Source organism: Arthrobacter sp. UYCu712, assembly GCF_040547005.1.
Taxonomy (GTDB): domain Bacteria; phylum Actinomycetota; class Actinomycetes; order Actinomycetales; family Micrococcaceae; genus Arthrobacter.
Genome location: NZ_JBEPOZ010000001.1, coordinates 369947 through 393309, shown reverse-complemented (window position 1 = coordinate 393309; position 23363 = coordinate 369947). Strand labels below are relative to the sequence as shown.

14 protein-coding genes are annotated in these 23363 nt (G+C 66.3%); 3 read left to right on the top strand and 11 right to left on the bottom strand.

The genetic code is table 11. The features are described 5' to 3' along the window. Positions 1 to 20 precede the first annotated feature (20 nt). From ABIB51_RS01895 to rfbA, 3 genes are read right to left on the bottom strand one after another with little or no spacing between them, the layout of a single operon-like run. Positions 21 to 1019, bottom strand: a complete 999-nt coding sequence (locus ABIB51_RS01895) for a glycosyltransferase family 2 protein (protein ID WP_354184883.1) — start codon at positions 1017 to 1019, stop codon at positions 21 to 23. Positions 1020 to 1024: 5 nt separating this feature from the next. Next, positions 1025 to 2344, bottom strand: coding sequence for a polysaccharide biosynthesis protein (locus ABIB51_RS01890; protein ID WP_354184881.1), 1320 nt, complete (start codon positions 2342 to 2344; stop codon positions 1025 to 1027). A 6-nt stretch (positions 2345 to 2350) separates the two neighbouring features. Next, positions 2351 to 3214 carry a glucose-1-phosphate thymidylyltransferase RfbA gene (gene rfbA, locus ABIB51_RS01885; protein WP_354184879.1) on the bottom strand — a complete coding sequence of 288 codons (864 nt, stop codon included), beginning with the start codon at positions 3212 to 3214 and terminating at the stop codon, positions 2351 to 2353. 130 nt (positions 3215 to 3344) lie between these two features. Here rfbA and ABIB51_RS01880 point away from each other — a divergent pair, with 130 nt between their 5' ends. Next, positions 3345 to 4511 carry an acyltransferase family protein gene (locus tag ABIB51_RS01880; RefSeq protein WP_354184877.1) on the top strand — a complete coding sequence of 389 codons (1167 nt, stop codon included), beginning with the start codon at positions 3345 to 3347 and terminating at the stop codon, positions 4509 to 4511. 162 nt (positions 4512 to 4673) lie between these two features. Here ABIB51_RS01880 and ABIB51_RS01875 read toward each other — a convergent pair whose 3' ends face one another. The 5 genes from ABIB51_RS01875 to glf all read right to left on the bottom strand — a co-directional run bounded on the left by ABIB51_RS01875 (position 4674) and on the right by glf (position 11554). Continuing rightward, positions 4674 to 6635: a DUF6541 family protein gene (locus ABIB51_RS01875; RefSeq protein WP_354184875.1), complete on the bottom strand. Its 1962-nt coding sequence runs from the start codon at positions 6633 to 6635 to the stop codon at positions 4674 to 4676. Positions 6636 to 6751: 116 nt separating this feature from the next. After that, positions 6752 to 7507: an ABC transporter ATP-binding protein gene (locus ABIB51_RS01870; protein WP_354184873.1), complete on the bottom strand. Its 756-nt coding sequence runs from the start codon at positions 7505 to 7507 to the stop codon at positions 6752 to 6754. Position 7508: 1 nt separating this feature from the next. Then, a complete protein-coding gene (locus tag ABIB51_RS01865) occupies positions 7509 to 8378 on the bottom strand; it encodes an ABC transporter permease (protein ID WP_354184871.1) in 870 nt (289 codons plus the stop codon). Further along, complete coding sequence (locus ABIB51_RS01860; protein ID WP_354184869.1) at positions 8379 to 10370, bottom strand: glycosyltransferase; 1992 nt, start codon at positions 10368 to 10370, stop codon at positions 8379 to 8381. Then, entirely contained in the window at positions 10367 to 11554 is a 1188-nt protein-coding gene (gene glf / locus ABIB51_RS01855) for a UDP-galactopyranose mutase (protein WP_354184867.1), read from the bottom strand. Before glf ends, ABIB51_RS01860 begins: the two co-directional genes overlap by 4 nt. A gap of 189 nt (positions 11555 to 11743) precedes the next feature. On the opposite strand from glf, the gene ABIB51_RS01850 reads away from it, so the two are divergent. Next, positions 11744 to 15766 carry an FtsK/SpoIIIE domain-containing protein gene (locus tag ABIB51_RS01850; protein ID WP_354184936.1) on the top strand — a complete coding sequence of 1341 codons (4023 nt, stop codon included), beginning with the start codon at positions 11744 to 11746 and terminating at the stop codon, positions 15764 to 15766. 12 nt (positions 15767 to 15778) lie between these two features. Here ABIB51_RS01850 and ABIB51_RS01845 read toward each other — a convergent pair whose 3' ends face one another. Continuing rightward, positions 15779 to 16246, bottom strand: a complete 468-nt coding sequence (locus tag ABIB51_RS01845; RefSeq protein WP_502916053.1) for a hypothetical protein — start codon at positions 16244 to 16246, stop codon at positions 15779 to 15781. A gap of 239 nt (positions 16247 to 16485) precedes the next feature. On the opposite strand from ABIB51_RS01845, the gene ABIB51_RS01840 reads away from it, so the two are divergent. Further along, entirely contained in the window at positions 16486 to 16734 is a 249-nt protein-coding gene (locus tag ABIB51_RS01840; protein WP_003804966.1) for a WhiB family transcriptional regulator, read from the top strand. Between the two features lie 165 nt (positions 16735 to 16899). Here the strand turns inward: ABIB51_RS01840 and ABIB51_RS01835 are convergent, their stop codons facing one another. Both ABIB51_RS01835 and ABIB51_RS01830 read right to left on the bottom strand, forming a co-directional pair. After that, entirely contained in the window at positions 16900 to 18369 is a 1470-nt protein-coding gene (locus tag ABIB51_RS01835; RefSeq protein WP_354184865.1) for a sensor histidine kinase, read from the bottom strand. Positions 18370 to 18406: 37 nt separating this feature from the next. Beyond that, complete coding sequence (locus ABIB51_RS01830; RefSeq protein WP_354184863.1) at positions 18407 to 23317, bottom strand: NAD-glutamate dehydrogenase; 4911 nt, start codon at positions 23315 to 23317, stop codon at positions 18407 to 18409. Positions 23318 to 23363 lie beyond the last annotated feature (46 nt).

Genomic DNA, 23363 nt, shown 5'->3' with positions numbered 1-23363 from the left:
GGCGTCGGCCGGCCAGTGGCTCACTGGGCCAGCCCGTAGCTGGCGGCGGAATGCCTGATGTAGAGGGCTGCAAACGGCCGGGGGAAGACTTTCAGGAGCAGCGCGGCGGCGGCGAACGGCGGCCGGGTCAGCGTTGTCAGGGCGATTTGCCGGAACGTCAGCGCGCGGCGGCAGTCGTCAATGGTCTCCTGCGCGGCGGGCTGGTTCTTCAGTTTCATGATCGCGCTTTGGGCCGTGATGAGGGTGATGAGCAGCCTCATGCTCGCGTAGAACCGTCCGTTGCTTCCGGACCGGAGCCGCTGGGGTAGGAGCGCGTCGAGGTCCCGCAAGGCCAGGTCCGTGTCGGACCGGGTGGGAATCCGGCCCCAGGTCAGGGACTGCGCGGAGATGTAGTACCGGTGCATCGGACGCTCAACGCTCCGGATCTTCCGTGCCCGAGGGTACAGGATGATGTTGACCGTCATGTCTTCGAACCGGGTCGACCCGACCGGGTACCTGACACCGGCGAACAGCGACGCCCGGTAGAGCTTGTCCCACGTGAACGGCGTCAGGCGGTCCGACATTGCATGGCGCATGGCCTGCTCGCCGGAGCATTCGCCGAGGAACCGGCTGTGGCGCGGTGCCTGTGATCCGTCGGGGCGGACCACCATATGTCCGGCGACGGCGATGTCGACATCCCCGGCCATTTCGCCGGCCATGGTTTGGAGGAATTCGGGGAGATACTCGTCGTCGGCGTCGAGGAAGGTGACGAATTCGCCGGCGGCAGCATCCAGGCCCGCGTTCCTGGCGCCGGACAGCCCGACGTTGGCGGGCAACGTGATGAGGCGCAGCCGGTGGTCCGGGACGGCGGCGAGCTTGTCCTTGACCACTGCTTCGGTATCGTCGGTCGATGCGTCGTTGACGATCAGCAGTTCGAAATTTTCATACGATTGCGCCAGCACGCTGTCGATCGCGCGCAGCACGGTCGAGGCGACGTTGTACGACGGCATGATTACGGAAATGGTCGGAGCATTCAGCACGCTGGTCAGATCCCTTTCTCTTCTGCAGGTGAGCGGTTGCCCCTACGCCGGTCCGCCCAGAGCCCCCAAAGATGCACCGCTGAACCGGCGAGGGGACCCGCCGCGAGGCTGCAGACCACTTTCAAGTCTAACGGCGCAGGCACGGTCAGGAGCGCAACGGAGACCACCGTCGCCGTGAACCATCCGGCCAGGTAGACCCGGTGCTGACCGGCGGAAAGGGCTGCCGTGCCCGTCAGGGTGACGACGGCCAGCAGGGCGGCGTCGACTGTCAGGAGCCCGATCCAGAGTCCGTCGATTGCATAGCTTGGTCCGAAGATGAGCATGATCGAGGGGCCGATGACTGCTGCCAGCACACCGGCCACCAAACCGGCGACGGCGATCAGGCCCAGTGGCGCAAGAAGCACGCGGTGTAGCTGGCGGCCGGAACCCATGAGCTTGGTCATGACCAGGCCCTGGAACGCCTGCAGCGGGATCAGGATGGGAGCCCGAGTGAGGGAGACCGCCAGCAGCAGCGGTGCGGCGCCGGCGAATTCGGCGTCGTCCGACATCAGTTTGATGAGCGCCGGGAATCCGGTGATGAGGACAGCGTTCGACGCGGCGGTCGCCATCGAATACCCGCACCGGCGGAGGTACTCGCCCATTCCGACGTCGGCCCGCTGGCTCAGCGCCGCCCTGCCCCGTGCGGTGGCGAAGACAAACACCAGCCACACGAGGGTCCCGGACAGCGCGGCAAGCTCCAGGCCGCCCAACCCGAAACCGAACAACGCGGCGGCAGCCACCACGACGAGGCGGACGCCTGATTCCGCTGTGGTCAGCGCGGCGTATCGGCTCCAGTTTTCCCGTCCGCCCAGCGTTCCGGCCAGGCCGACGTGGCCCGCGTAGAGCAGCACGGCAAGGCTGAGGCCGACCCACAGGGACACGGTCGACGGCGACGGGAACAAGCCCGGCATCCACCACGCGCCGCTCGCCGCGACCGCGGCTGCGGCAACTGCACCGATCAGGAGGGAAGACCCGATGATGGGGGCGCCCCGGTCCGCGGCGGTCCGGGCCTTGATCGAGGCCGACTTCACGGCCCGGGTCGCTTCGTGCATCAGACCGGTCATCACGCCGAACAGGCCGAAAAGCACACCCCAGAACGCCAGGAAGTCAGCGTTCTGCTCCACCGGCAGGACCCGGGCCGCGAGGACGAAAATGGCGTAGCCGCTGCCGGCGGCGAAGATCGACGAGAGGCCCACGAAGGAGACATTGCCCCGGGACGCCGTCTTCTCCCCCGGGCCGGTGCCGGGCCTCAAAGCCTCAGGGGATTCTGCGGGATCCGTGTTCACGCGCAGCTAGTTTTCCAGCAGACCGAGAAGGTACGCCCCGTAGCCGCTCTTCAGGAGCGGCTCGGCCCGTTCGCGCAGTTCATCGTCCGAAAGGAACCCGACGCGCCACGCGATTTCTTCCGGCGCGCCGATCTTCAGGCCCTGCCGGTTTTCCACGGTCCGCACGAAGTTCGAAGCGTCGTTCAAATCATCGATTGTTCCGGTGTCCAGCCAGGCTGTGCCACGCGGCAGGATCTCAACGTGCAGTTTGTTGCGCGCGAGGTAGGACTTGTTGATGTCGGTGATCTCCAGCTCGCCCCGGGGCGAGGGCTTGAGGCCGCTGGCGATCTCCACGACCTCGTTGTCGTAGAAATACAGGCCGGGGACGGCGTAGTGGCTCTTGGGTTTCGCCGGCTTCTCCTCCAGCGACAGTGCGCGGCCCTCATCGTCGAACTCGACGACGCCGTAGGCGCCCGGATCCTTGACCCAGTATCCGAAGACTGCGCCGCCGTCGATGTCAGCGTGCTTGCGCAGGTGCGTGCCCATGCCCTGGCCGTAGAACACGTTGTCCCCGAGCACGAGTGCGACCTTTTCCTCGCCGATGTGCTCCGCCCCGAGGATGAAGGCCTGCGCCAGACCATCCGGATTCGGCTGCTGCTTGTAGGTCAGATTCACCCCGAAGCGCGATCCGTCTCCCAGGAGCCGGTAGAACTGCTCGGCGTCGTGCGGAGTGGTGATGATCAGGATGTCGCGGATGCCCGCGAGGATGAGAGTGGACAGGGGGTAGTAGATCATCGGCTTGTCGTAGACTGGTACTAGCTGTTTGCTGATACCCATCGTGATGGGATGGAGTCGAGATCCGGTACCGCCGGCCAGTATGATTCCGCGCATCCGTCCATCATTCCGTGTGGCCATGCTGGGAGCAAATCACTGACCTGAGGGGAACTCCGTAGAAACCGTTGTTCCGTAGCCTCGCCGACCATGGCCGCGCGTGCCTTTCTTCTCCGGAGATTTTGTACCCTTGAACTCACGAAAATCGGAACTCCTGGTGGGGCGAGAGTTCAATCCTCGCACCAACAGCCTCAATCTGATCCGGCTGGTCCTTGCCCTGGCTGTCCTGGTGCACCACAGCTGGCCGCTGAGTGGAACACCCGACGAGCCCGTGTTCGCGGGCGAAAGCCTCGGCGGCTGGGCCGTCGCCGGCTTCTTTGGAATCAGTGGGTATCTCATCACGGCCAGCCGCTGGTCCCATGGGCTGGGTGACTACCTGGTGCACCGCCTCGCCAGGATCATGCCGGCCTTCATCGTCTGCCTTTTCCTGATGACCGCCGTTTTTGCTCCCATCGGGTACTGGGTCGCCAAGGGAAACCTGTCCGGTTATTTGTCGACCGCGACGAGCCCGCTGAACTTCCTGATCTCCAACGCCGGTTTGAAGATGGTCCACTACGACATCGCGGGGACTCCGCTGAACGTGCCGTACCCCGGGGCCTGGAACGGTTCGCTCTGGAGCCTGTACTACGAGTTCGTCTGCTACATCGTTGTTGCCCTCATCGGCATTTTTGCGGTCTTCCGCCGCTCGCCCTGGCCTGTGACGATCCTGTTCGTCGCGAGCGTTGTGGCACAGATCAATATCGATACCGTGAGCCGGCTGACCGACGGAAACTTCGACGTCGTCCTGCTGCTGCGGCTCCTGCCCTTCTTCCTCGGCGGAGCAACGGTCTTCGTGTGGCGGAACACCATCGGCATCCACTGGATACTTGGCGTCCTCAGCATCCTGGCTGCCCTGTGCCTGGTCTCGCTCTTTCCCGCCTGGGGCGGCCAGGCCTCCGGAGCCTTCGTGGCTTACGGCACGCTCTGGATTTCGACGTGGCTCCCCCAGCCCCGCGTCATCGGGAAAAACGACGTCTCCTACGGCGTCTACATCTATGCGTTCGCCTTCCAGCAGCTGCTGGCCGTGTTCGGCGCGCACCACTGGGGAATCATCGGCTTCAGCCTGGCCGCCACGGTGCTCACAGTGCCTACGGCAATCGCGAGCTGGTTGTGGATTGAACGTCCTGTCATGCGCCGTGTCCGGCGCAAGGACCACAACGACGCCCGGCCCGGTCCCGAAGCTTCCCCCGCCGCAGCCCTGGCCCCGGCGCCCAGCCCGGCGTTGACCCCCGCGGAAAGCACTCAGCCCGGATCCTGACAGACCGGGCCGCGGCGCAGGCCTGCACAACCGCAGGGCTGCAAGCTGCGGGGCTGCAACGCAAAGGAGGACCTCCCGATGGGAGGTCCTCCTTGTTTTCATGCCCCGTTGGCAACAACGTCGGCTGCGTCCCGGATGCCGGACGCGGCCTTCTGTTTCCGGCTAGTCCCAGCAGGCGCGGACCTTGAAGAGCCTGACGTCCGGCCCCTCCTGGTCGATGAGTTCCAGGCTTTCGTTCGGCTCCAGGTCCATGACTCCGCCGTAGCCGGCGAGCGTGCCGGTGACGGTCCGGGTACCAAAGTCCAGAACGTACTTCACGTTCAGTTTGCGGACCGACTCGCAGACTCCCGGGAACGTGGCCGCGTCCTTCAACCCCGCGTTGACCACGTCGACGTCGGAGCCGTGGGTGGTGAGGATGTGGGGCTGGATCACGGATCGTCCGGAGAAGGCGTACGCCAGGGAGGTGCCGCTGCTGGGGAGTCCGGCAATCGCCGCGCCCGGCTCGACGCCGTCTGCCAGGCGTTCGAGCATCTTTCGCTCCTCGGGAGACAGCAGTGCCGACTGCTCGTCGCTCCTGTACTGCCAATGGGCGTGCTCCGCAGCGAAGGTGGTGATGCCGGTCTGCGTCACGACGACCAACACCGCGAGGGCGGCCAGCGAGGAGGCCATGACGCCTCTGGGGGTTTGTGGCATTCGGGCGAAGCGGGACAATCCGGACGTCCTGGACTGGTCCCTCCGGCTGAGCCACCTGCGGCCGGCATCGATGAGGAAGGACGCGCCGATGACAGCGGGGCCCATGGTCGCCACGGGCAGGAGTGCGGCAAGTCGGTTGCTGTCGAAGTACCAGACGCCGGTGACGAACAAGCGGGGAATTCCGTTGTAGCCGGCGGCAAGGAAGAAGAAGAATGCCGCGATGGCATAGATCCCGATGAGCCAGCGTCGGCTTTTGAGCGCCCACAGCCGCCACAGCCCGACGAACAGGCAGATGCTGACGATCTCCTGGGACGGACGGCCGAGTGGTGCGTTGAGCAGCAGCTCTCCGACGGCCTGGGCCGGGGTCTCCACGACGGGCCAGTCGGCCGAACCTTCCGGCGGCCGGAGGTAACCCCAGAGGACGGCAAGGCCGAGCAGCCAGCCCAGGAACGCCACGGTGAGCAGGATGATGCTGCGTCGTCCGGTAGGGGACCTTTGCGGCCAGAGACGGCGGATTTTGAAGTAGTAGACGGCCGCGCTCGGGGGGATCATGAATGCCAGGAAGGCCATCAAGGTACTGGGGTGCGCCAGCGCAACGCCGGCGACGCCGACTCCCAGGCTGAGCCAGACCACAACCGAACTCTGCCGGTGGTGCCGGCCCAGACCGAGCGCGGTCAAGGCCATGCCGATGGCGGCGGGCAGGACGGAGATCGACAAGAGGTTGGGGTACAGCACGCCCCAGTCGATCATCAGCATGGGGAACGTCGAGAAGCCTGCCGCGAAAACGAAGGCCAGTACCGTCGTCGTGATCCTGTGGCCGGCGACTGCCTGGACGAGGTACAGGCAGCCGAGCGGCCAGACGACGGCACCGATCGCGATGTTGGTGGCGTTCACCACGACCGGAATCGTGGCGCCGCTCAGTTCCCCGACGATCGCCACCATGCCGTGCCAGCCGGAGGGATAGGCGCTGATGCCGGTGAAGGCTCCGAGATTGAGCGGCGACGCATTATGCGTTTCCATCGTCCAGCGGACCGCGTTCAGATGGAAGACGTTGTCATACGTCTGGGAGATGGAGTCCGGCGATATCATCGCCGTGCCCATCTGGACCCCGATGAGCAGGGCCGCTCCCAAGGCTCCCAGCCCGGCGGCAAGCACCATGGAACGCCGCTGGGGCTCAGCTTCCGGCTCCGGCGATTTCCGGATGACGGCGTTCCGGATCGCCCACGCGGCCGCCGAGACGGCAACGACCCCGGCCAGGAACGTGGCCGGCCCCCACGGAACACCCACGAAGGGATAGACCGTGGCCAGGAATCCTCCCACGCCGACAGTGAACGCCGGGGCAAGCAGCACCGAGTTGATGCCGCGTATCCGGATGGCCAGGGACAGAATCAGGCCGGGCAGGATGAACGCCAGCACGGCAAGAAGGATCACTGGCAAAGACTGCCACCAGGACAAGGAAACACCACTCTCAACGATTCGGGACGGATACTGCTAGCGAGGCGTCGGTCTACAAGACTACGTAACTCTACTTCACAGGCTTGGAATGCTTAGGTTTCACTGAGGGAGCGCCGGCGCAACTCTGAAACGACGTCGTGCACTTCCCCGTCCATCACGATCTCGCCGTGATCCAGGAGGACACCGCGCTCACAGACGGTGGCGACCAGGTCCAGGTCGTGGCTGACGACGAAGAGCGTCTTGCCCTTGTCCGAGAGTTCCTTGATCTTGGCGATGCACTTGCGCTGGAACGGCTCGTCGCCGACGGCGAGGATCTCGTCGATCAGGAAGACTTCCGGGTCCGTGTGCACCGCGATGGAGAACGCCAGGCGCAGGTACATGCCCGAGGAGTAGAACTTCACTTCGGTGTCGATGAACTCGCCGATCTCGGAGAATTCCACGATGGAGTCGAACTTCTCGTCGATCTGATTTTCGGTCATCCCGAGGATCGCACCGTTGAGGTAGACGTTGTCGCGGCCGCTGAGGTCGTGGTGGAATCCCGCCCCGACTTCGATCAGGCCCGCGACGCGGCCCCGTGTCCGCACCGTGCCGCCGTCGGGCTGCAGCACACCGGAGATCAGCTTCAGGAGTGTGGACTTGCCGGAGCCGTTGAGCCCCAGCAGGGCAACAGTTTCACCCTGCTTGACCTCGAGCGAGACGTCCTTGAGGGCCAGGAATTTCTTGGACAGATCCCCCTTGCGGCCCTTCACGAGCCAGACGAGGGCTTCCTTGAGGGACCGGGTGTGACGCAGAACGAACTGCTTCCGGATTCCCTCGCAGCTGATGGCAACATGGCCGTGCGCAGTCATCTCAGAGCTCCTGTGCAAAGTGGATGGCGAGCCGGCGGAACGTCAGCTGTCCCAGGAACAGCACCCCGAGCGTCACCAGCATGGAGACGGGGAGCCAGACAGTCAGCAGGCCCGGCGGCATGGTTCCGCTCACCATCTGGTCGGGTTTGAGCGTCGGTTCCCAGAAAGCCCAGTGGAAGACTTCGACGGCGACCGTCATCGGGTTCAGCTGGTAGATCCAGAACCACGGCCCCATCACGCCTTGGACCATCGACCAGACGTACAGGACTGGGGAAGCCCAGGTGACGATCATGACGATCATGTCCACGATGTTCTCGGAGTCCCGGAAGTAGACATTCATGGCCCCGAACAGGAGCCCCAGGCCGGTGGCGAGAACCGCCACCATCACGAAGATCAGGACGACGGATGCCAGTTGCACGATCGACGGCCTCCAGCCCACCACGAGGCAGGCACCGATCAGCACCACGAGCTGCGGCAGGAAGTGGGCGGCCGAGACCCACACCGTGGACACGGGGAACAATTCCCGCGGCAGGTAGATCTTCCGGATGAGATCACGGTTGTCCACGATGGACCGGGTGGCGTTCGACAGCGACTCGGTGAAGAAGTTCACCAGGACGATGCCGGCGAAGAGGTAGATCGCGTAGTTCGGCGTGCCCCGCTGGAGGTTAAGGAAGATGCCCAGCGCCACGAAGTAGATCAGGAACTGCACGAGCGGCTTGACGTACGACCACAGCAGCCCAAGCACCGAGCCGCGGTAGCGCACCTTGATTTCTTTGCGCACCAGCAGCTTCAGCAGGAACCGGTCTCCGTAGACGTCGAGGAGTCCGCGCCCGCTTCCGGGCTTGACGAGCTGGTCGGTCTCACCGGCCATCTAGTTGCCATCCTTGGAATGCGCCTCGAACGTCTTCTTCCACGAATCGATCGAGCTGATGTCGGCCACGGCGGACCGGTACTGCTCGGCCAGGCTGTCCCATTCACGGTACAGCCGCAGATGCAGGCGGGTCGCTTCGGTCAGCATGGATTTGAGCTTCTTCGGGTCCCGCTGGTACCAGGACGCGCCGGTGCCTTCGGCGTTGGAAACCACCACGCTGTCGTAGTGCGCGACCCTGAACCAGCGGTTGTCGCGGTGCGCCAGGTAGCCCTGCGGCCTCTCGGCGCTTTCCGGCTCGGGCGCCTTCATCAGCTGCCGCGCGACGGTCTTGATGCCCCAGGGAATCAGGTCCTTCTTATTGGGCATCCCGACGACGGTGCCGCCCATGGGGCCGCGTCCCAGCTTCGGGGCCGGGAAGTCGTCGACGTCGTCCTTCAACTGCGCGTCCGGGTACTCGGACTTCAATGCGTTGATCTTGGGCAGCTTCGAAGCCAGGATCTTGTGCAGCTCGTGGGGTCCCTCGAAGATGTCCTTGAGGGCTTCGATCCTGCCGTGTTCGGTGAAGTACTGCATCGAGACAAGGTGTTTGACGTCCGCCTGCACCGATTCGCGCAGCACCCGCCCGCCCTTCGGGTAGGGGCTGTGGATCAGGGTGGTGATCAGCCTGTTGCGCTCGTGGAAATAGGCCTGCCAGCCCACGAGGTCGTCCTTGTCGATCCAGGACACATGCCACACGGCGGCTCCCGGCAGCGACACCGTGGCGAAGCCGGCTTCACGGGCGCGCAGTCCGTATTCGGCGTCGTCCCACTTGATGAACAGCGGCAGCGACAAGCCGATTTCCTTGATCACCCGGGTGGGAATCAGGCACATCCACCAGCCGTTGTAGTCCACGTCCACGCGGCGGTGCAGCCAGGCGGTCTGGCGCAGGTTGGCCACGCTGAAGTCGTGACGGACCTCCATATCGGCATGAGGCGCGGACGGCACGATCCGGTAGGGATCCACGACCTCACCAAAGGTGTGCAGAACGCTTCGGTTGTAAAGATCGAACATGTGCCCGCCGACGATCGTGGGCTTGCGGCAGAAGTCTGCGAAGGTGAGCAGCCGGACGATGCTTTCCGGTTCGACGACGATGTCGTCGTCCAGGAGCAGGACGTAGTCGCTGCCGTTCTCCACGGCCTCATACATGCCGCGTGCGAAGCCGCCGGAGCCGCCGAGGTTGGCCTGGTTGATGACGCGGAGCTTACCGCCGAGGGATTCGCGGACCTCCGCGAAGCCTTCCTGGTCCTCCACCTTCTGGGTGCCCTGGTCCACGATCAGGATTTCCTTGACGTTCTCAAGGACATCCGGGTTTTCGGACAGGATGCGGGCGTTGTTGAGGCAGAAGTCCGGCTTGTTCATCGTGGTGATTTCGAGCGTGACCTGGCCGCTGGTGGCCGGTCCCCCGGTAGTCTCCCACTGGCCGTCCTCAAGGACGAGATCAGCAGAGCTGGCCGCCAGGTCGAACCAGTACCAGCCGCCGTCGCCAAACGGCTTCAGGGACAGTTCGAACACCGAGGTGGTGTCGCCGTCGACGTGTTTGCCGTCAACGCGCTGGACGGATCCGCGGGCGTTCGATTTGAAGACGGTGACGGTGCCGATGCCGCTGGTCCTGACCACCAGGCGGATGTCCCGGACGGACGTCCACCGCCGCCAGTAGCTCGCCGGGAACGCGTTGAAGTACGTGCCGAACGAGATCTGCTCACCGGACCGGACCCGCATGGAATGCCGGGTGAGGAGGTCTTCGAAGTGCGCCTCGCGGCTGCCGGAGCTGAACATCTGCAGCTTCTCTTCGGGCAGCTTCGGCGTGCGCGCGAGCTCGTCGTTCTCCCGCAGCCGGATGCCGCTGGCACTGCCGGCGTCCGCGTACAGGGACACGGTGTCCGGCTGGTCTGCCGAGGGCAGGATGACCCGCTGGATTGTCTTCCAGTTGTCTGTCACGTTTGCGGAGCTCATGCGTCCACTCCCCCGCTTTCGAGTTTGGCGCCGGCTTCGAAGTGCGGGCGGATCTGATTGTCGAACATGGTCAGGGCCGAGCCGATGGCCATGTGCATGTCCAGGTATTTGTACGTGCCGAGCCGTCCGCCGAAGAGGACATCCTGCTCGGCGGCCGCGAGGTCGCGGTACTTGAGCAGGCGTTCGCGGTCCGCGGCCGTGTTGATCGGGTAGTACGGTTCGTCGCCCTTTTCCGCGGCCCGCGAGAATTCCCGCATGACGACGGTCTTCTCGGTCTGGTAATCGCGTTCGGGGTGAAAATGGCGCGGTTCGATGATGCGGGTGTAGGCCACGTCGGCGTCGTTGTAGTTGACCACGGACGTCCCCTGGAAGTCTCCGACGTCGAGCACTTCCTCTTCGAAGTCGATGGTGCGCCAGGAGAGGTCGCCCTCGGCGTAGTCGAAGTAGCGGTCCACGGGACCGGTGTAGATCACCGGGACCTGGCCGACGACCTTGTTCTTGCTGTACTCGTGCGACTCGTCGAAGAAGTCGGTGTTCAGCCGGACTTCAATGTTCGGGTGTTCGGCCATCTTCTCGATCCAGGCGGTGTAGCCGTTGGTCGGGAGGCCTTCGTGGGTGTCGTTGAAGTACCGGTTGTCGTAGTTGTAGCGCACGGGCAGGCGGGAGATGATGCCGGCCGGCAGGTCTTTGGGATCCGTCTGCCACTGTTTGCCGGTGTAGTGCTTGATGAACGCCTCGTAGAGCGGCCGCCCGATGAGCTGGATGCCCTTGTCGTTCAGGTTCTGCGGATCGGTGCCGGCGAGCTCGCCGGACTGGTCCTTGATCAGCTCGCGCGCCTGGCCGGGGGTGAGGTTGGCCCGGAAGAACTGGTTGATTGTCGCCAGGTTGATCGGCAGCGAGTAGACCTCGCCCTTGTGCACGCCGTAAACCTTGTGCACGTAGTTGGTGAACGTGGTGAAGCGGTTCACGTACTCCCACACACGCTCGTTGGAGGTGTGGAACAGGTGCGCGCCGTAGCGGTGCACCTCGATGCCGGTTTGTTCTTCCTTTTCGCTGTAGGCGTTGCCTCCGATGTGGTGGCGGCGGTCGATGACTACGACCTTCAAGCCCAGCTCAGTGGCGGCCTGTTCTGCGATTGTCAGGCCGAAGAAGCCCGACCCTACGATGACGAGGTCAGCGGTCACAAACTCTCCTGGTTCGAATGCGGGCAGCCCAATGTTGCGCATTGTCTGCTGCTCTAGCCTACCCGAGGGTCGATCGGAACCACGGACCGGGCCCCTTTATCCACATGAGCGGACGGGCACCTGACGGCATCCCGCCGCCGCTTCTAGGGTGGACTGCAACCCGCCCCGGCAGAAAGGATCCCTGCGGTGATGTTCCACTGCACCCTCGTGCCGGCACCAGGTTCGACGCTCACAGGCGGGGCCGTCGAACTGGCCGTCGAAGTAGCCGGAGGGTGCTCCGGCGCCGAGCTCGAGGCGGCCATCTCGCGGCGCTGCGGGACGGGGCCGCTGAGTGCGGACGGTGTTCCGGTCCGGTCCCTGCGGGTCGGCGATCCTCCGCTGCGGAACGGGGCCGTCCTGGTGGACGGGTGCCTGCCTGCCGCCGCTGCCACTCCCGGTGTTTGCGGGCCTCCGCCGCTGGTCCTGGCCGTACACAGCGGTCCCGGCGCCGGCACGCTCGTCCCGCTGCGGCGGGGACGGTTCGGGATCGGACGGAGCGGGCCGGAGATCATCCTCCCGGACGCCGAACTGTCCCGCCGGCATGCCCGGCTGGACGTCTCGGACGCAGCTGTCACCATCGTTGATCTGCACAGCGCCAACGGAACCACCGTGGACGGCGCGCGCGTGCGCGACGCGGTGGTGACAACCGGTTCGGTAATCCGGTGCGGCAATTCCACGATGTCCCTGGTCTTCGGCGGCGGGTCCGCGGATTCGCGTGTGTCCGGGGCGGCGGGCGGAAGCGTTGCGGATCCGGTCCCGGCGGGCAGCCCCGCTGACGGTTTCGCCGGCCGGCGGGGCCGCGCGGCCGTACTGTTCACTGCGGCCCTGCCACTGGCCATCGGGGCCGGCCTGGCCGCGATCACCGGGATGTGGATGTTCCTCGCATTCAGCGTGGTGTCGGCCGCGTCGATGCTGGTGCCGGCCGTCTCCGGCCGGAGGCAGCGCCGCGCGCTGAAGGCAGCCATCGCGGCGGCGGTGCACGAGGACAGGGGACGACGCCGCCGGTCCGCGCCGTCCGCGGCGGAGCTGTGCCTCCGCAGCATGTCCGGGGTCCCCGACAGCGGGGAGCCGTCCGCCGGCGCTGTCTGGCTGCGGCTTGGCCAGGCGGAGCAACGGGCCAACATCCGGCCGGAGCCGGCGGATCCCGGATTCCGCCCGCCCCCGCTCGGGCTGATGCCGCTGACGCTGGACCCGGCTGCCGCCATCACCGCTGTCACCGGACCGGAGGAGGCTGTGGCAGGGCTGATCCGCTCCCTCATCCTGCAGCTCGCAGGCTATCCCGCCGCCCGTCGGACCAGGGTCCTCATCCACGGTGGCCCGCAGTCCCTCCCGCTGGCCGCGAGGTTCCTCCCCCGGGTCACGCTGTCCGGCCGGGACGCCGCAACCGCCAGCCACCTCCGCTCCGGCCCGGGTCCGGGCTGCGACCGGGGCGTGCTGATTATTTTCGACGACCCCGGCGCCAGTGGGGGCGGCACGGCAGCGTCCGAGACGGCCGCCGCCGCCGGACTGAGCGTCCTGGCCGCGGGCCTGGGCTGGCAGGTGATCCGCTGCCCACGCCACCCGGTTCCGTCCGCCCTGACCGCCGTCGTCCTCGGAGGGCGCACTGCCCTGCTGGCACACGGACCTGATGCGGTCCCTTTTCTCCCTGACCTTGTTCCGTCCCCGGTATTTGACGGCTATTGCCGCCGGCTGGGCTCGGCCGGCAGTCCGCGCACGGACCCCGCCGTGGCCGCCGGCGGATCACTGGCCGGGATCCTCCCGCTCGGAGCCCCGGACATTGCCCGGCGCTGGGCGGATTCCGGCGGGCTGACCGGGCTGCCGGTCCCGGTCGGCACCGGCGGGAAAGGAACCCTCCACCTGGACCTCCAGCGCGACGGCCCCCATGTCCTGGTGGCCGGCACCACAGGCTCGGGAAAGTCCGAGTTCCTGCGGACACTGGTGGCGGCCCTCGCCGCCAGCTACCCGCCCGACCGCGTCAACCTGCTCTTCGTGGACTTCAAAGGAGGTTCCGGTCTCGGGCCGCTGACCGGGCTGCCGCACTGCGTGGGCATGCTGAGCGATCTCGGGATACAGGAAGTCGACCGAACCTTGGTCTCGCTCCGGGCCGAGGTCCGGCGCCGGGAAGAACTGCTGGCCGCCGCCCATGCCCGCGATCTCCTCGAGTACGGCTCCCTGGACCGGGAACTGCCCGCCCTTCCCCATCTCATCATCGTCATTGACGAATTCCGGATGCTCGTCGACGAAGCCCCTGGGGCGCTGACGGAGCTGATGAGAATCGCGGCCATCGGCCGGTCTCTCGGCATCCATCTCGTCCTGGCCACCCAACGGCCGCAGGGCTCGATCACGGCCGACATCCGGGCGAATGTGACCAGCAGCATCGCCCTGCGGGTCCAGTCCGCGATGGAGTCGGCCGACATCATGAATTCCACGCTCGCGGCTGACATTCCCATCGGCAGTCCCGGCCGCGCCTTCCTCGCCAGAGGCAGCGAAGCACCGGAAGAGTTTCAAACGGCCATCCTAGCCCCGGACAGTTCCTGGTCCGACGCCGGGATGGTGCGGGTATGGACGGCCGAAGAGTGGCTCGCCGGCCCGCCCGCGGAGGAGCAGCGGAGCGACGCCGGCGGGGCCGAACGGGCACGGGCCCCGGAGGCGGCAGCGCTGGCCAGCGTGACCGGCAGGCTGTGGGCGGCGCAGGGCGGCGGCCGTCCGCGCCTGCCGGTCGCCCGTCCGCTCCCGCCGGCACTCCCGGCTCCGCCGCCCGGCGTCCCGGGCAGCCCCGGCACGGTCCGCCTGGGCTGGCTGGACCTGCCGGAAGAGCAGCGCCTTGCAGAGCTGGGCTGGTGCCCGGACGAACACGGCCATCTGGGGCTGGTCGGCGGGGCTGCAGGAGCCGGGGACGCCGCCCTCGCGCTGGCGGTGGACCAGTTGCTGGCCTCGGAGCAGGAGTCCCACCTCTACATCCTCGATGCCTCCGGTACCCTCAGCTGGACCGGACAGGCACCGAGGGTCGGGGCAGTGGCGGGCCTGCACGAACCCCGGCGGGCAATCCGGCTGCTGGAACGCCTGGCCGGCGAAATGACGCGCAGGCTCAGCGCGCCGGCCGTTGCCGGCACACCGGGGCTGGTGCTCGCCGTGTGCGGGTGGGGCTCCTGGGTCTCGGCATTCCGCTCGGGGCCGCTGGCCCGGGGCGAAGACCTGGTCCACGACATCGTCCGGGACGGTGCCAAGGCCGGAATCACCGTCGTTGCCTCGGGCGAGCGGGAACTGGCGACAGCGCGGTTTTTCGCCGGGATCGCCAACCGCATCTTCTTTCCGGCCGGGTCCACCGAGGAAGGCCGGCTCGCCTGGCCGCGGTTGCCTGCGCAGGACGCGGTTCCGGGCCGGGCAGCCGTTTTTGGTCCCTTCGCCGGGGCCACAGCGACGGCGGGCCACAGCGGGCAGCTCTATGCGGCACCGGACCCCGGGCGGCAGCCCGGGCCCGTGCAGCTGGTGCGGCAGGCTCCGTTCCGGATCGAGGCCCTGCCGCAGCGGGTCAGCGTGGCCGAACTGCTCGCCCGGACGGACTCCCCCGGACCGGGGCCCCGGGGCCACGTCCGCCTCTGCCTCGGAGTGGGCGGGGACGAGGTGATGCCGGTCTCGCTCACGCTGGCACCGGGAAGCGTCCTGGCGGTCCTCGGGGGTCCGGGCACGGGCAAGTCCTCGCTGCTGGCGGCCCTCCCGGATCTCAACCCCTCGGCCTGCAGCTGGCTGCACCCCCGGGCAGGCAAGGATCCGGCGGAATTCTGGGCCGGAGCCCTTGCCGCCGCCCGCTCGGGCACTTTGGACCGGCAGGCCGTGCTGGTGGCCGACGATGTCGACCTGCAGTCCGAGGACTGCAACCGCCAGTTGCTAAGCCTCAACAGCCTTGGCTGGACGGTGGTCCTGGCTGCCGGCTTCAGCCCGACGCTTCAGCACCGCGTCCCTCTGGTGCAGTCCGCGCGGGGCCACGGCAAAGGTGTGCTGATCTGCCCTAGAAGCCTTTTGGACGGGGACATCTTCGGGGTCAGGTTCGAACCGGAGGAAAACCCGCCGCGCGGACGGGCGGTGGTGATCTCGGACGGACACGCCTTGGCAGTGCAGTTGGCCGGAGATCCCGCCCCCGGCGGCGGGGCCGTGCCGGGAGCTGTCCCGTGACCGGGATGGCGGTTACAGGGCCGGAGGCGCGCTGCCGGTCCGGGACGCGAAGGCGATGACGCGCTTGTCGAACAGCAGCACGATGGCAGCCGCCGCCGGGACCAGCATTGCCAGTCCGGCCAGCGGGTATCCGCCCGTCAGGGTCGGGAAGCCAATGGTGAGGACAAAAAGCTGAGCCACGAGCGCTCCCGCCCTGGGCCAGCGGTATCCGCGGAACAGGAATCGTGCCACGGCAAAAAGCCACACCGAAAAGGCGAGGAGCAGCCCCAGGGTGAATACCGCGCCCCAGAAGGACAGCACCGGGGCGCCGGTCAACAATTGGCTTCCGTACCAGCCGGCGGCAACCAGCAGGGCTGTCGCCTCAAGCGCCGCAATTACCGCGATAACGGTGATTCCAGCAGGCCGGGCAATACCCGGTCCGGCAGGGCCGCCGGGGCCCGGCCCGGCGGCGTCGGAAGGGTTCTCGGGGGGTCTTGACACACTGGCACAGTACCGGACATAGTCGTCTAAATGTGAGGGCGCCGCCAGCCTATGTGATGCATCGCTCACGAGAGCATGGCATATTGCAGCCTATTACCCCTTGTTTACACAGCGTTAACATGACACGCTTAATCCAGATGACCGAGGGGGCCCCAGAGGGCCCCTTTCTTATGAAGCCTTTAGTGAATAATTTCACAAAGGCATTTAACGAGTTCCCAGGAATGGAGTGACTGATCAGCATGGATTGGCGTAACCGCGCAGCGTGCCTTGACAAGGACCCGGAGCTGTTTTTCCCGGTAGGAAACACCGGCCCTGCCCTCCTGCAGATCGAGGAAGCCAAAAGCGTCTGCCGGCGTTGCCCGGTGGTGGACACGTGCCTGCAGTGGGCGCTCGAGTCCGGCCAGGATGCCGGTGTCTGGGGCGGCATGAGTGAAGACGAGCGCCGCGCCCTGAAGCGCCGCGCTGCCCGCGCCCGCCGCGCTTCCTGATTTCCCGCTTTCGGCCGACACCGAAGCAAGGGCCGCAGACCTCAGGGTCTGCGGCCCTTGCTGTATCTAGCGTCCTGTATCTAACGCGCTGTCTCTAACGCGCTGTATCTAAGGCGCCATAAAGGAGGCCGGACCCGGCTTACCGCCGGGCCCGGCCGCCACAGCTCAGTTCTTGGCCAGGCTCAATACGATCTGTACAGCGGTGCCGCCGCCGTCCCGCGCTGTCCACTGGATGCTGCCACCCAGCTCGCTCGTGACCAGGGTGCGCACGATCTGCAGGCCCAGGCCTTCCACGTAGGGCGTTTCGGGAATGCCCACCCCGTCGTCCGCCACTGTCACGGTCAGCAGCTCGTCACCATCTTCGCTTTCCGACCGGTCCGCGATCAGGGAGACCGTGCCGGTACGTCCCTCCAGCCCGTGTTCGACGGCGTTCGTCACCAGTTCGTTGATCACGAGCGCCAGCGGCGTGGCGAAGTCGCTCGGCAGTTCCCCGAACAGCCCGGAGCGTTGCGTCTTCACCTGCTGCGACGGGGAAGCCACTTCGGCTGACAGGCGGAACTGGCGTCCGATCAGCTCATCGAAATCGACGCTCTGGGTGAGGCCCTGGGACAGGGTCTCGTGCACGAGGGCAATCGTCGCCACCCGCCGCATCGCCTGTTCCAGGCCCTGCTTGGCCTCGTCGCTGACCATCCGCCGGGACTGCATCCGCAGCAGGGCGGCCACGGTCTGCAGGTTGTTCTTGACCCGGTGGTGGATCTCGCGGATCGTGGCGTCCTTCGTGACGAGTTCCATTTCCCGGCGCCGCAGCTCCGAGACGTCGCGGCAAAGGACCAGGGCGCCGAACCGCTGTTCCTCATCGCGCAGGGGAATGGCGCGCAGCGAGAGGCTGACCCCCCGCGATTCGATTTCGCTTCGCCACGGCATCCTTCCCGTGACCACCAGCGGCAGTGTTTCATCGACCAGGCGCCGGTCCTTCAGGAGCCCTGCCGTCACTTCGGCCAGGCTCCGGCCTTCCAGCGATTCGCCGTCGCCGAGCCGCCGGAAGGCAGAGACGCCGTTGGGGCTCGCGTACTGGACGATGCCCTCGGCATCGAGCCGGATCAGGCCGTCTCCCACGCGGGGCGCGCCGCGGCGCGAGCCGGTGGGCGAGGCGAAGTCGGGCCACAGCCCCAGCGTGCCCATCCGCAGCAGATCGTAGGCGCACTGCCGGTAGGTCAGCTCCAGCCGGGACGGCATGCGCGAGCTGGAGAGATCCATGTGCGTCGTGACGATGGCGAGCGTCGTGCCGTTGCGGACCATCGGCACAGCCTCGACCCGCAGGGCCATGTCGCTGCTCCAGTTGGTCTCGTTCGAGCGCTCGATCGCACGGCTCTCCCACGCCTTGTCGACCAGCGGCAACAGGTCCGACCGGATCCCCTCCCCCACGAAGTCGGCGTGGAACACCGTATGCGTGGTGGAGGGGCGGACGTGGGCCAGCGCCACATAGCCGAGCTCGGGGTGCGGAAACCACAGCGCCAGGTCGGCGAACGCGAGGTCGGCGACCATCTGCCAGTCGCCGACCAGGAGGTGCAGCCACTCGGCATCCCCCGGGCCGAAATCAGCATGCTCCCTGATAGGGTCCGTAAAGATTGCCACAGCACCTCCATTTGCGACGCGGCGGGCAGCACGTGCCCTAGCGTCGAACGATTGACCTCAAGAGCCTCAATGCTACCGACAGCGAGGCCATGTCATCGGCCTCGAGCGCGTTGACCTCATCGAACATGCTCTTCGCACGGTCCAGTTGCTCGGCATTCTGGCTTTCCCACAGCTCCAGCCGGTCCTCCGCGGGGGTTCCGGGAGGCGTCGTATCGAGCACGGCGGTCGTCATGTCCGACACCGTGGAGTAGAGGTCATCGCGCAGGGCCGCCCGGGCCAGCGCCTGCCAGCGGTCCTGCCTGGGCAGCTTGGTGATGCGTTCCAGCAGGGAATCCGCGTGGAAGCGGTCAAACACCGTGTAGTACACGTGTGCGATGCTCTCCACGGGCTCGGGGCTGGCGTGCACGATCTTGGCGATGTCCAGCAGCACGAAGCTCTCGAACAGTTCCGCCCAGCGGTGGGCGAGGTCGTCCGGCAGTTCCCAGCCGCGCGCCTTCTCCAGCCATTCGGTCACCCGGGCACGGTCTTCGCCACGCAGATAGTCGAGGAGCCGTGCGCGCATCGGGTCCATCAGCGGCTTGAACTCCGCCACGGTCTCGGCGATTGGCCGGGACGCGTTGCTCTGGCTCAGGACCCAGCGCACTGCCCGGTCCAGGAGCCGGCGGATGTCCAGGTGGACGGTGCTCCAGTGCTCGGTCGGGAAGGACGCCGGCAGCTCGTTGAGTTCGCCGATCATGATGTCCAGCTCGTACACTTCGCGGAGCGCCACAAACGCCTTCGCGACGGCGGCCTCAGTGGCCGAAGTCTCCTCCATGGCCCGGAACGCGAAGGTGATGCCGCCCATGTTGATCATGTCGTTCGCCACCACGGTCGCGATGATTTCCCGGCGCAGCGGGTGGGTGTCCAGTTCGGCGTCGAACCGTTCCCGCAGCTGCTTCGGGAAGTACGCCCGAAGCGTTTCACGGAACCACGGATCATCGGACAGCGAGCTGTCCCGCAGCGCCGTCGTGAGCTCGATCTTGGCGTAAGCCGCCAGCACGGACAGCTCCGGCGAGGTCAGGCCCTGGCCCTGTTCGAGGCGTTCCTTCAGCGTCTCCGTGGTCGGCAGTGCCTCCAGGTCGCGCTTAAGGTCCGCCGACTTCTCGAGCCAGTCCATAAGGCGCTCGTAGCTGGGGCTCCATTCGGAGACCCGCATGCGGTCGTTGAGCAGCAGGATGTTCTGGTCGATGTTGTCCTGCAGCACCAGCCGGGCCACTTCGTCCGTCATCGAGGCCAGGAATTCGGAGCGTTCGGCGGGGTCAAGCTTTCCTGCTGCCACCATCCGGTCCACGAAGATCTTGATGTTGACCTCATGGTCCGAGCAGTCCACACCCGCCGAGTTGTCGATCGCGTCGGTGTTCAGGATGACGCCCTGCAGCGCGGCCTCGATGCGTCCGCGTTGGGTCATGCCCAGGTTCCCGCCTTCGCCGACCACCTTGACCCGCAGATCGCGGCCGTCGACCCGGATGGAGTCGTTGGCCTTGTCGCCGACCTCGGCATTCGTTTCCGTGCTGGCCTTGACGTAGGTGCCGATGCCGCCGTTGTAAAGCAGGTCGGCCGGGGCGAGCAGGATCGCGCGGAGCAGTTCCGGCGGGCTGAGCCGGGTGGTGCCGTCCGGCAGCCCCAATGCCTCGCGCACCTGTGCCGAGACCGGAATCGACTTGGCCTGGCGTGCGAACACGCCGCCGCCTTCGCTGATGAGCGACTTGTCGTAGTCGTCCCAGGAGGAGCGTGGCAGCTCGAAGAGCCGCTGGCGCTCCGTGAAGGACGCCGCCTCGTCCGGGGTCGGATCCAGGAAGATGTGCCGGTGGTCGAAGGCCGCGAGCAGGCGGATGTGCTTGGAGAGGAGCATGCCGTTGCCGAAGACGTCACCGGACATGTCGCCGACGCCGACCACGGTGAACGGTTCGGACTGGGTGTCGAGGTCCAGCTCGCTGAAGTGGCGTTTCACCGATTCCCAGGCGCCGCGGGCGGTGATGCCCATGGCCTTGTGGTCATAGCCCACCGAGCCGCCGGACGCGAAGGCGTCGCCAAGCCAGAAGCCGTACTCGGCGGCGAGTCCGTTGGCGATGTCGGAGAACGACGCCGTGCCCTTGTCGGCTGCCACCACAAGGTAGGAATCGTCGTCGTCGTGGCGTACGACGTCGGCCGGCGGCACGAGCGTTTCGCCGTCCGGCGTCGTGATGAGGTTGTCCGTGATGTCCAGCAGGCCGCGGATGAAGGTTTTGTAGCTTTCAATGCCTTCCGCCATCCAGGCGCTCCGGTCAGCGGCCGGGTCCGGCAGCTGCTTCGCGTAGAAGCCGCCCTTGGCGCCCGTGGGGACGATGACGGCGTTCTTGACGGTCTGCGCCTTGACGAGGCCCAGGATTTCGGTGCGGAAATCCTCGCGTCGGTCCGACCAGCGCAGCCCGCCGCGGGCCACCTTGCCGAAGCGGAGGTGCACGCCCTCGACCCGGGGCGAGTAGACCCAGATCTCGAACATCGGCCGGGGGAACGGCAGGCCCTCGATGACGGCAGGGTTCAGTTTGAAGCTGACGTGGGTCTTGTTCTGGTAGTAATTCGTCCGCAGCGTGGCCTGGATCAGGTTCGCAAAGGTGCGCAGCACGCGGTCGGCGTCCAGGGTTGCGACCTGTTCGATGGCAGCATCGAGTTTGGCGCGGACCTCGTCCTGCCTGGCCGTGCGTTCGGCGTCTCCGAGCGAGGGGTCGAAGCGGGCCGAGAACAGGGCTGTGAGTCCCCTCGTGACGTCGGGGTTGGCCAGCAGGGTGTCCGACATGAACTCGAACGAGTTGGTGTTGCCCATCTGCCGCATGTATTTCGCGTAGGCCCGCAGCACAATGATCTGCCGCCAGTGCATGCCTTCGCGCAGCACCAGCCGGTCGAAGCTGTCCGATTCCACGGCTCCCGACACGGCGGCCCCGAAGGAGTCGCCGAGCAGCTGGCCGGTGCTCAGGGGATCCACCCCGGCCGGGTATTTCAGGCCCAGGTCGTAGAGGAAGAAGTCGCGGTGGTCCGAAGTCTCGATCTCGAAGGGTCGCTCGTCGAGGACCTCCAGGCCAAGGTTGTGGAAGTACGGCAGGATCTGGCTGAGGCTCTTTGGCTCGAGCATGTAGAGCTTGACCCGGGCGTCTTCCTCCAGCGTGGCGCCGGCACCGTCGGGCAGGTACACGTGGACTCCGGGCTCTTCCTTGACGCCCTCGCCGGCCCGCTCGGCAGCAGCACCGTACTTCTCGAAGCGGGCGATGTCCTCCAGGGCATCTTCCACTTCGTAGTCGACCCGGTAGCTGGCCGGGAAGGCCTCTGCCCAGATGGACGCCAGTTCCTTGTCGGTCTCCTCCGCGGCGGTGGTTTCCGCTGCAGTCGTTTCCCCTGCGGCGGTGACCCTGCCGCCGCCGACGCGGGCCCGGAGGACCTCGGAGATGCCTTCGGACCAGGACCGGCCAGCCCGGACGAGGCGCTTCTCCAGCTCGTCGCTGCTGATGTTGCTCACGTCGGCGCCCTTGGGGAGCCGGATGCGGAAGAAGAGCCGCGCCAGCGCGGACTCGGTCATCCTGGCCTCGTAGTCGATGGACACGGCGTTGAACGTCTCCCGCAGTTCCTCTTCAATGCGCAGGCGCACGTTCGTGGTGTAGCGGTCACGGGGAAGATAGACGACGGCGGACATGAACCTGCCGTAGATGTCCGGCCGGAGGAACAACCGGGTCCGGCGTCGTTCCTGCAGCCGCTGGATACCCGTGGCGATGGCGGCCAGATCGGGGATCTCGATCTGGAAAAGCTCGTCTCGGGGGTAGGTTTCCAGGATACCCAGCAAGTCTTTGCCCGAGTGGGAATCGGGCGGGAAGTCGGCGTCGCGCAGGACGGCGGCCACCTTTTCGCGGACCACAGGGATGTCGCGGACGGACCCGGCGTACGCGGTGGTGGCGAAGAGGCCGATGAAGCGGCGTTCACCGTTGACGTTGCCGGCCGCATCGAAGCTCTTGACGCCGATGTAGTCCAGGTATGCCGGGCGGTGCACTGTGGAGCGGGAGTTGGCCTTCGTGATCACGAGCGCGCGCTTTTCCCGCGCCTTCTTCCGGCCGGCTTCGGTCAGGTGCTGGATCTGGTGCGGGGTGTCGACACTGGGGCGCAGCAGTCCGAGGCCGCTCTCTTCCCGCGGTTCCAGGACGTCCTCGCCTGATTCGTTCTTGAGCTCGTATTCGCGGTAACCGAGGAAGGTGAAGTTCCCGTCGTCCAGCCAGCGGAGCAATGCCTGCGCCTGACGCAACTCGGCGATCTGCCCGGAGTTGGCTATTTTGTCCAGGTTGCCGGCGATTTCCTGCGCTTTGTTGCGCATCTTGGGCCAGTCCTCGACGGCAGCACGGACGTCGCCGAGGACCCGGGAGAGGCCCTTGACGAGGTCCGCGTGCTTGGCCTCGTCCGCGCTGTCGATCTCGACGGCGATCCACGATTCCATATGGGATGCGTTGTCGCCCTCCGCGATCAGGTGGGAGAGGTTCGGCATGGCGGCGGTATCGCCGCTGGAGATGCCCAGATGGGACGGAACGCGGGCAACCTTGACGAGCTGGCCGGTTTCGCGGTTGCGCGTGACGACAAACAGCGGGTGCATCACAAGGTGGATCGGCGACTTCTGCCGGACCAGTTCCGCGTTAACGGAGTCCACGAGGAAGGGCATGTCGTCAGTGACGATGTAAACGACGCTGCAATCCGGCTCGTCGACGATGGAGATGTTGGCATTTCCGGGGACCCGGATGGCTGCAGCCTGGCGGTGCGCTTCTGCCCTGGCAGTGAGCAACTCCCGGGCATAGGCCCGGGCATCCTCTTCGGCAAGGTGCTCGTAGTAGTCCCCGAGATACCCTTCCCCGGCACCGATCGAAACGGTTTGATCCTCCACGCTGGACCCAGACGACATCGACAAACGCCTCCATCAAAAAAGTTCATGGCCGCATCATTGCGAC

Excerpts from the sequence above, each read along its gene's own strand:
- ABIB51_RS01830 (WP_354184863.1), bottom strand. The coding sequence starts at position 23,317 with ATGTCGTCTGGGTCCAGCGTGGAGGATCAAACCGTTTCGATCGGTGCC.
- rfbA (WP_354184879.1), bottom strand. The coding sequence starts at position 3,214 with ATGCGCGGAATCATACTGGCCGGCGGTACCGGATCTCGACTCCATCCC.
- ABIB51_RS01840 (WP_003804966.1), top strand. The coding sequence starts at position 16,486 with ATGGATTGGCGTAACCGCGCAGCGTGCCTTGACAAGGACCCGGAGCTG.
- ABIB51_RS01860 (WP_354184869.1), bottom strand. The coding sequence starts at position 10,370 with ATGAGCTCCGCAAACGTGACAGACAACTGGAAGACAATCCAGCGGGTC.
- ABIB51_RS01850 (WP_354184936.1), top strand. The coding sequence starts at position 11,744 with ATGTTCCACTGCACCCTCGTGCCGGCACCAGGTTCGACGCTCACAGGC.
- ABIB51_RS01870 (WP_354184873.1), bottom strand. The coding sequence starts at position 7,507 with ATGACTGCGCACGGCCATGTTGCCATCAGCTGCGAGGGAATCCGGAAG.
- ABIB51_RS01865 (WP_354184871.1), bottom strand. The coding sequence starts at position 8,378 with ATGGCCGGTGAGACCGACCAGCTCGTCAAGCCCGGAAGCGGGCGCGGA.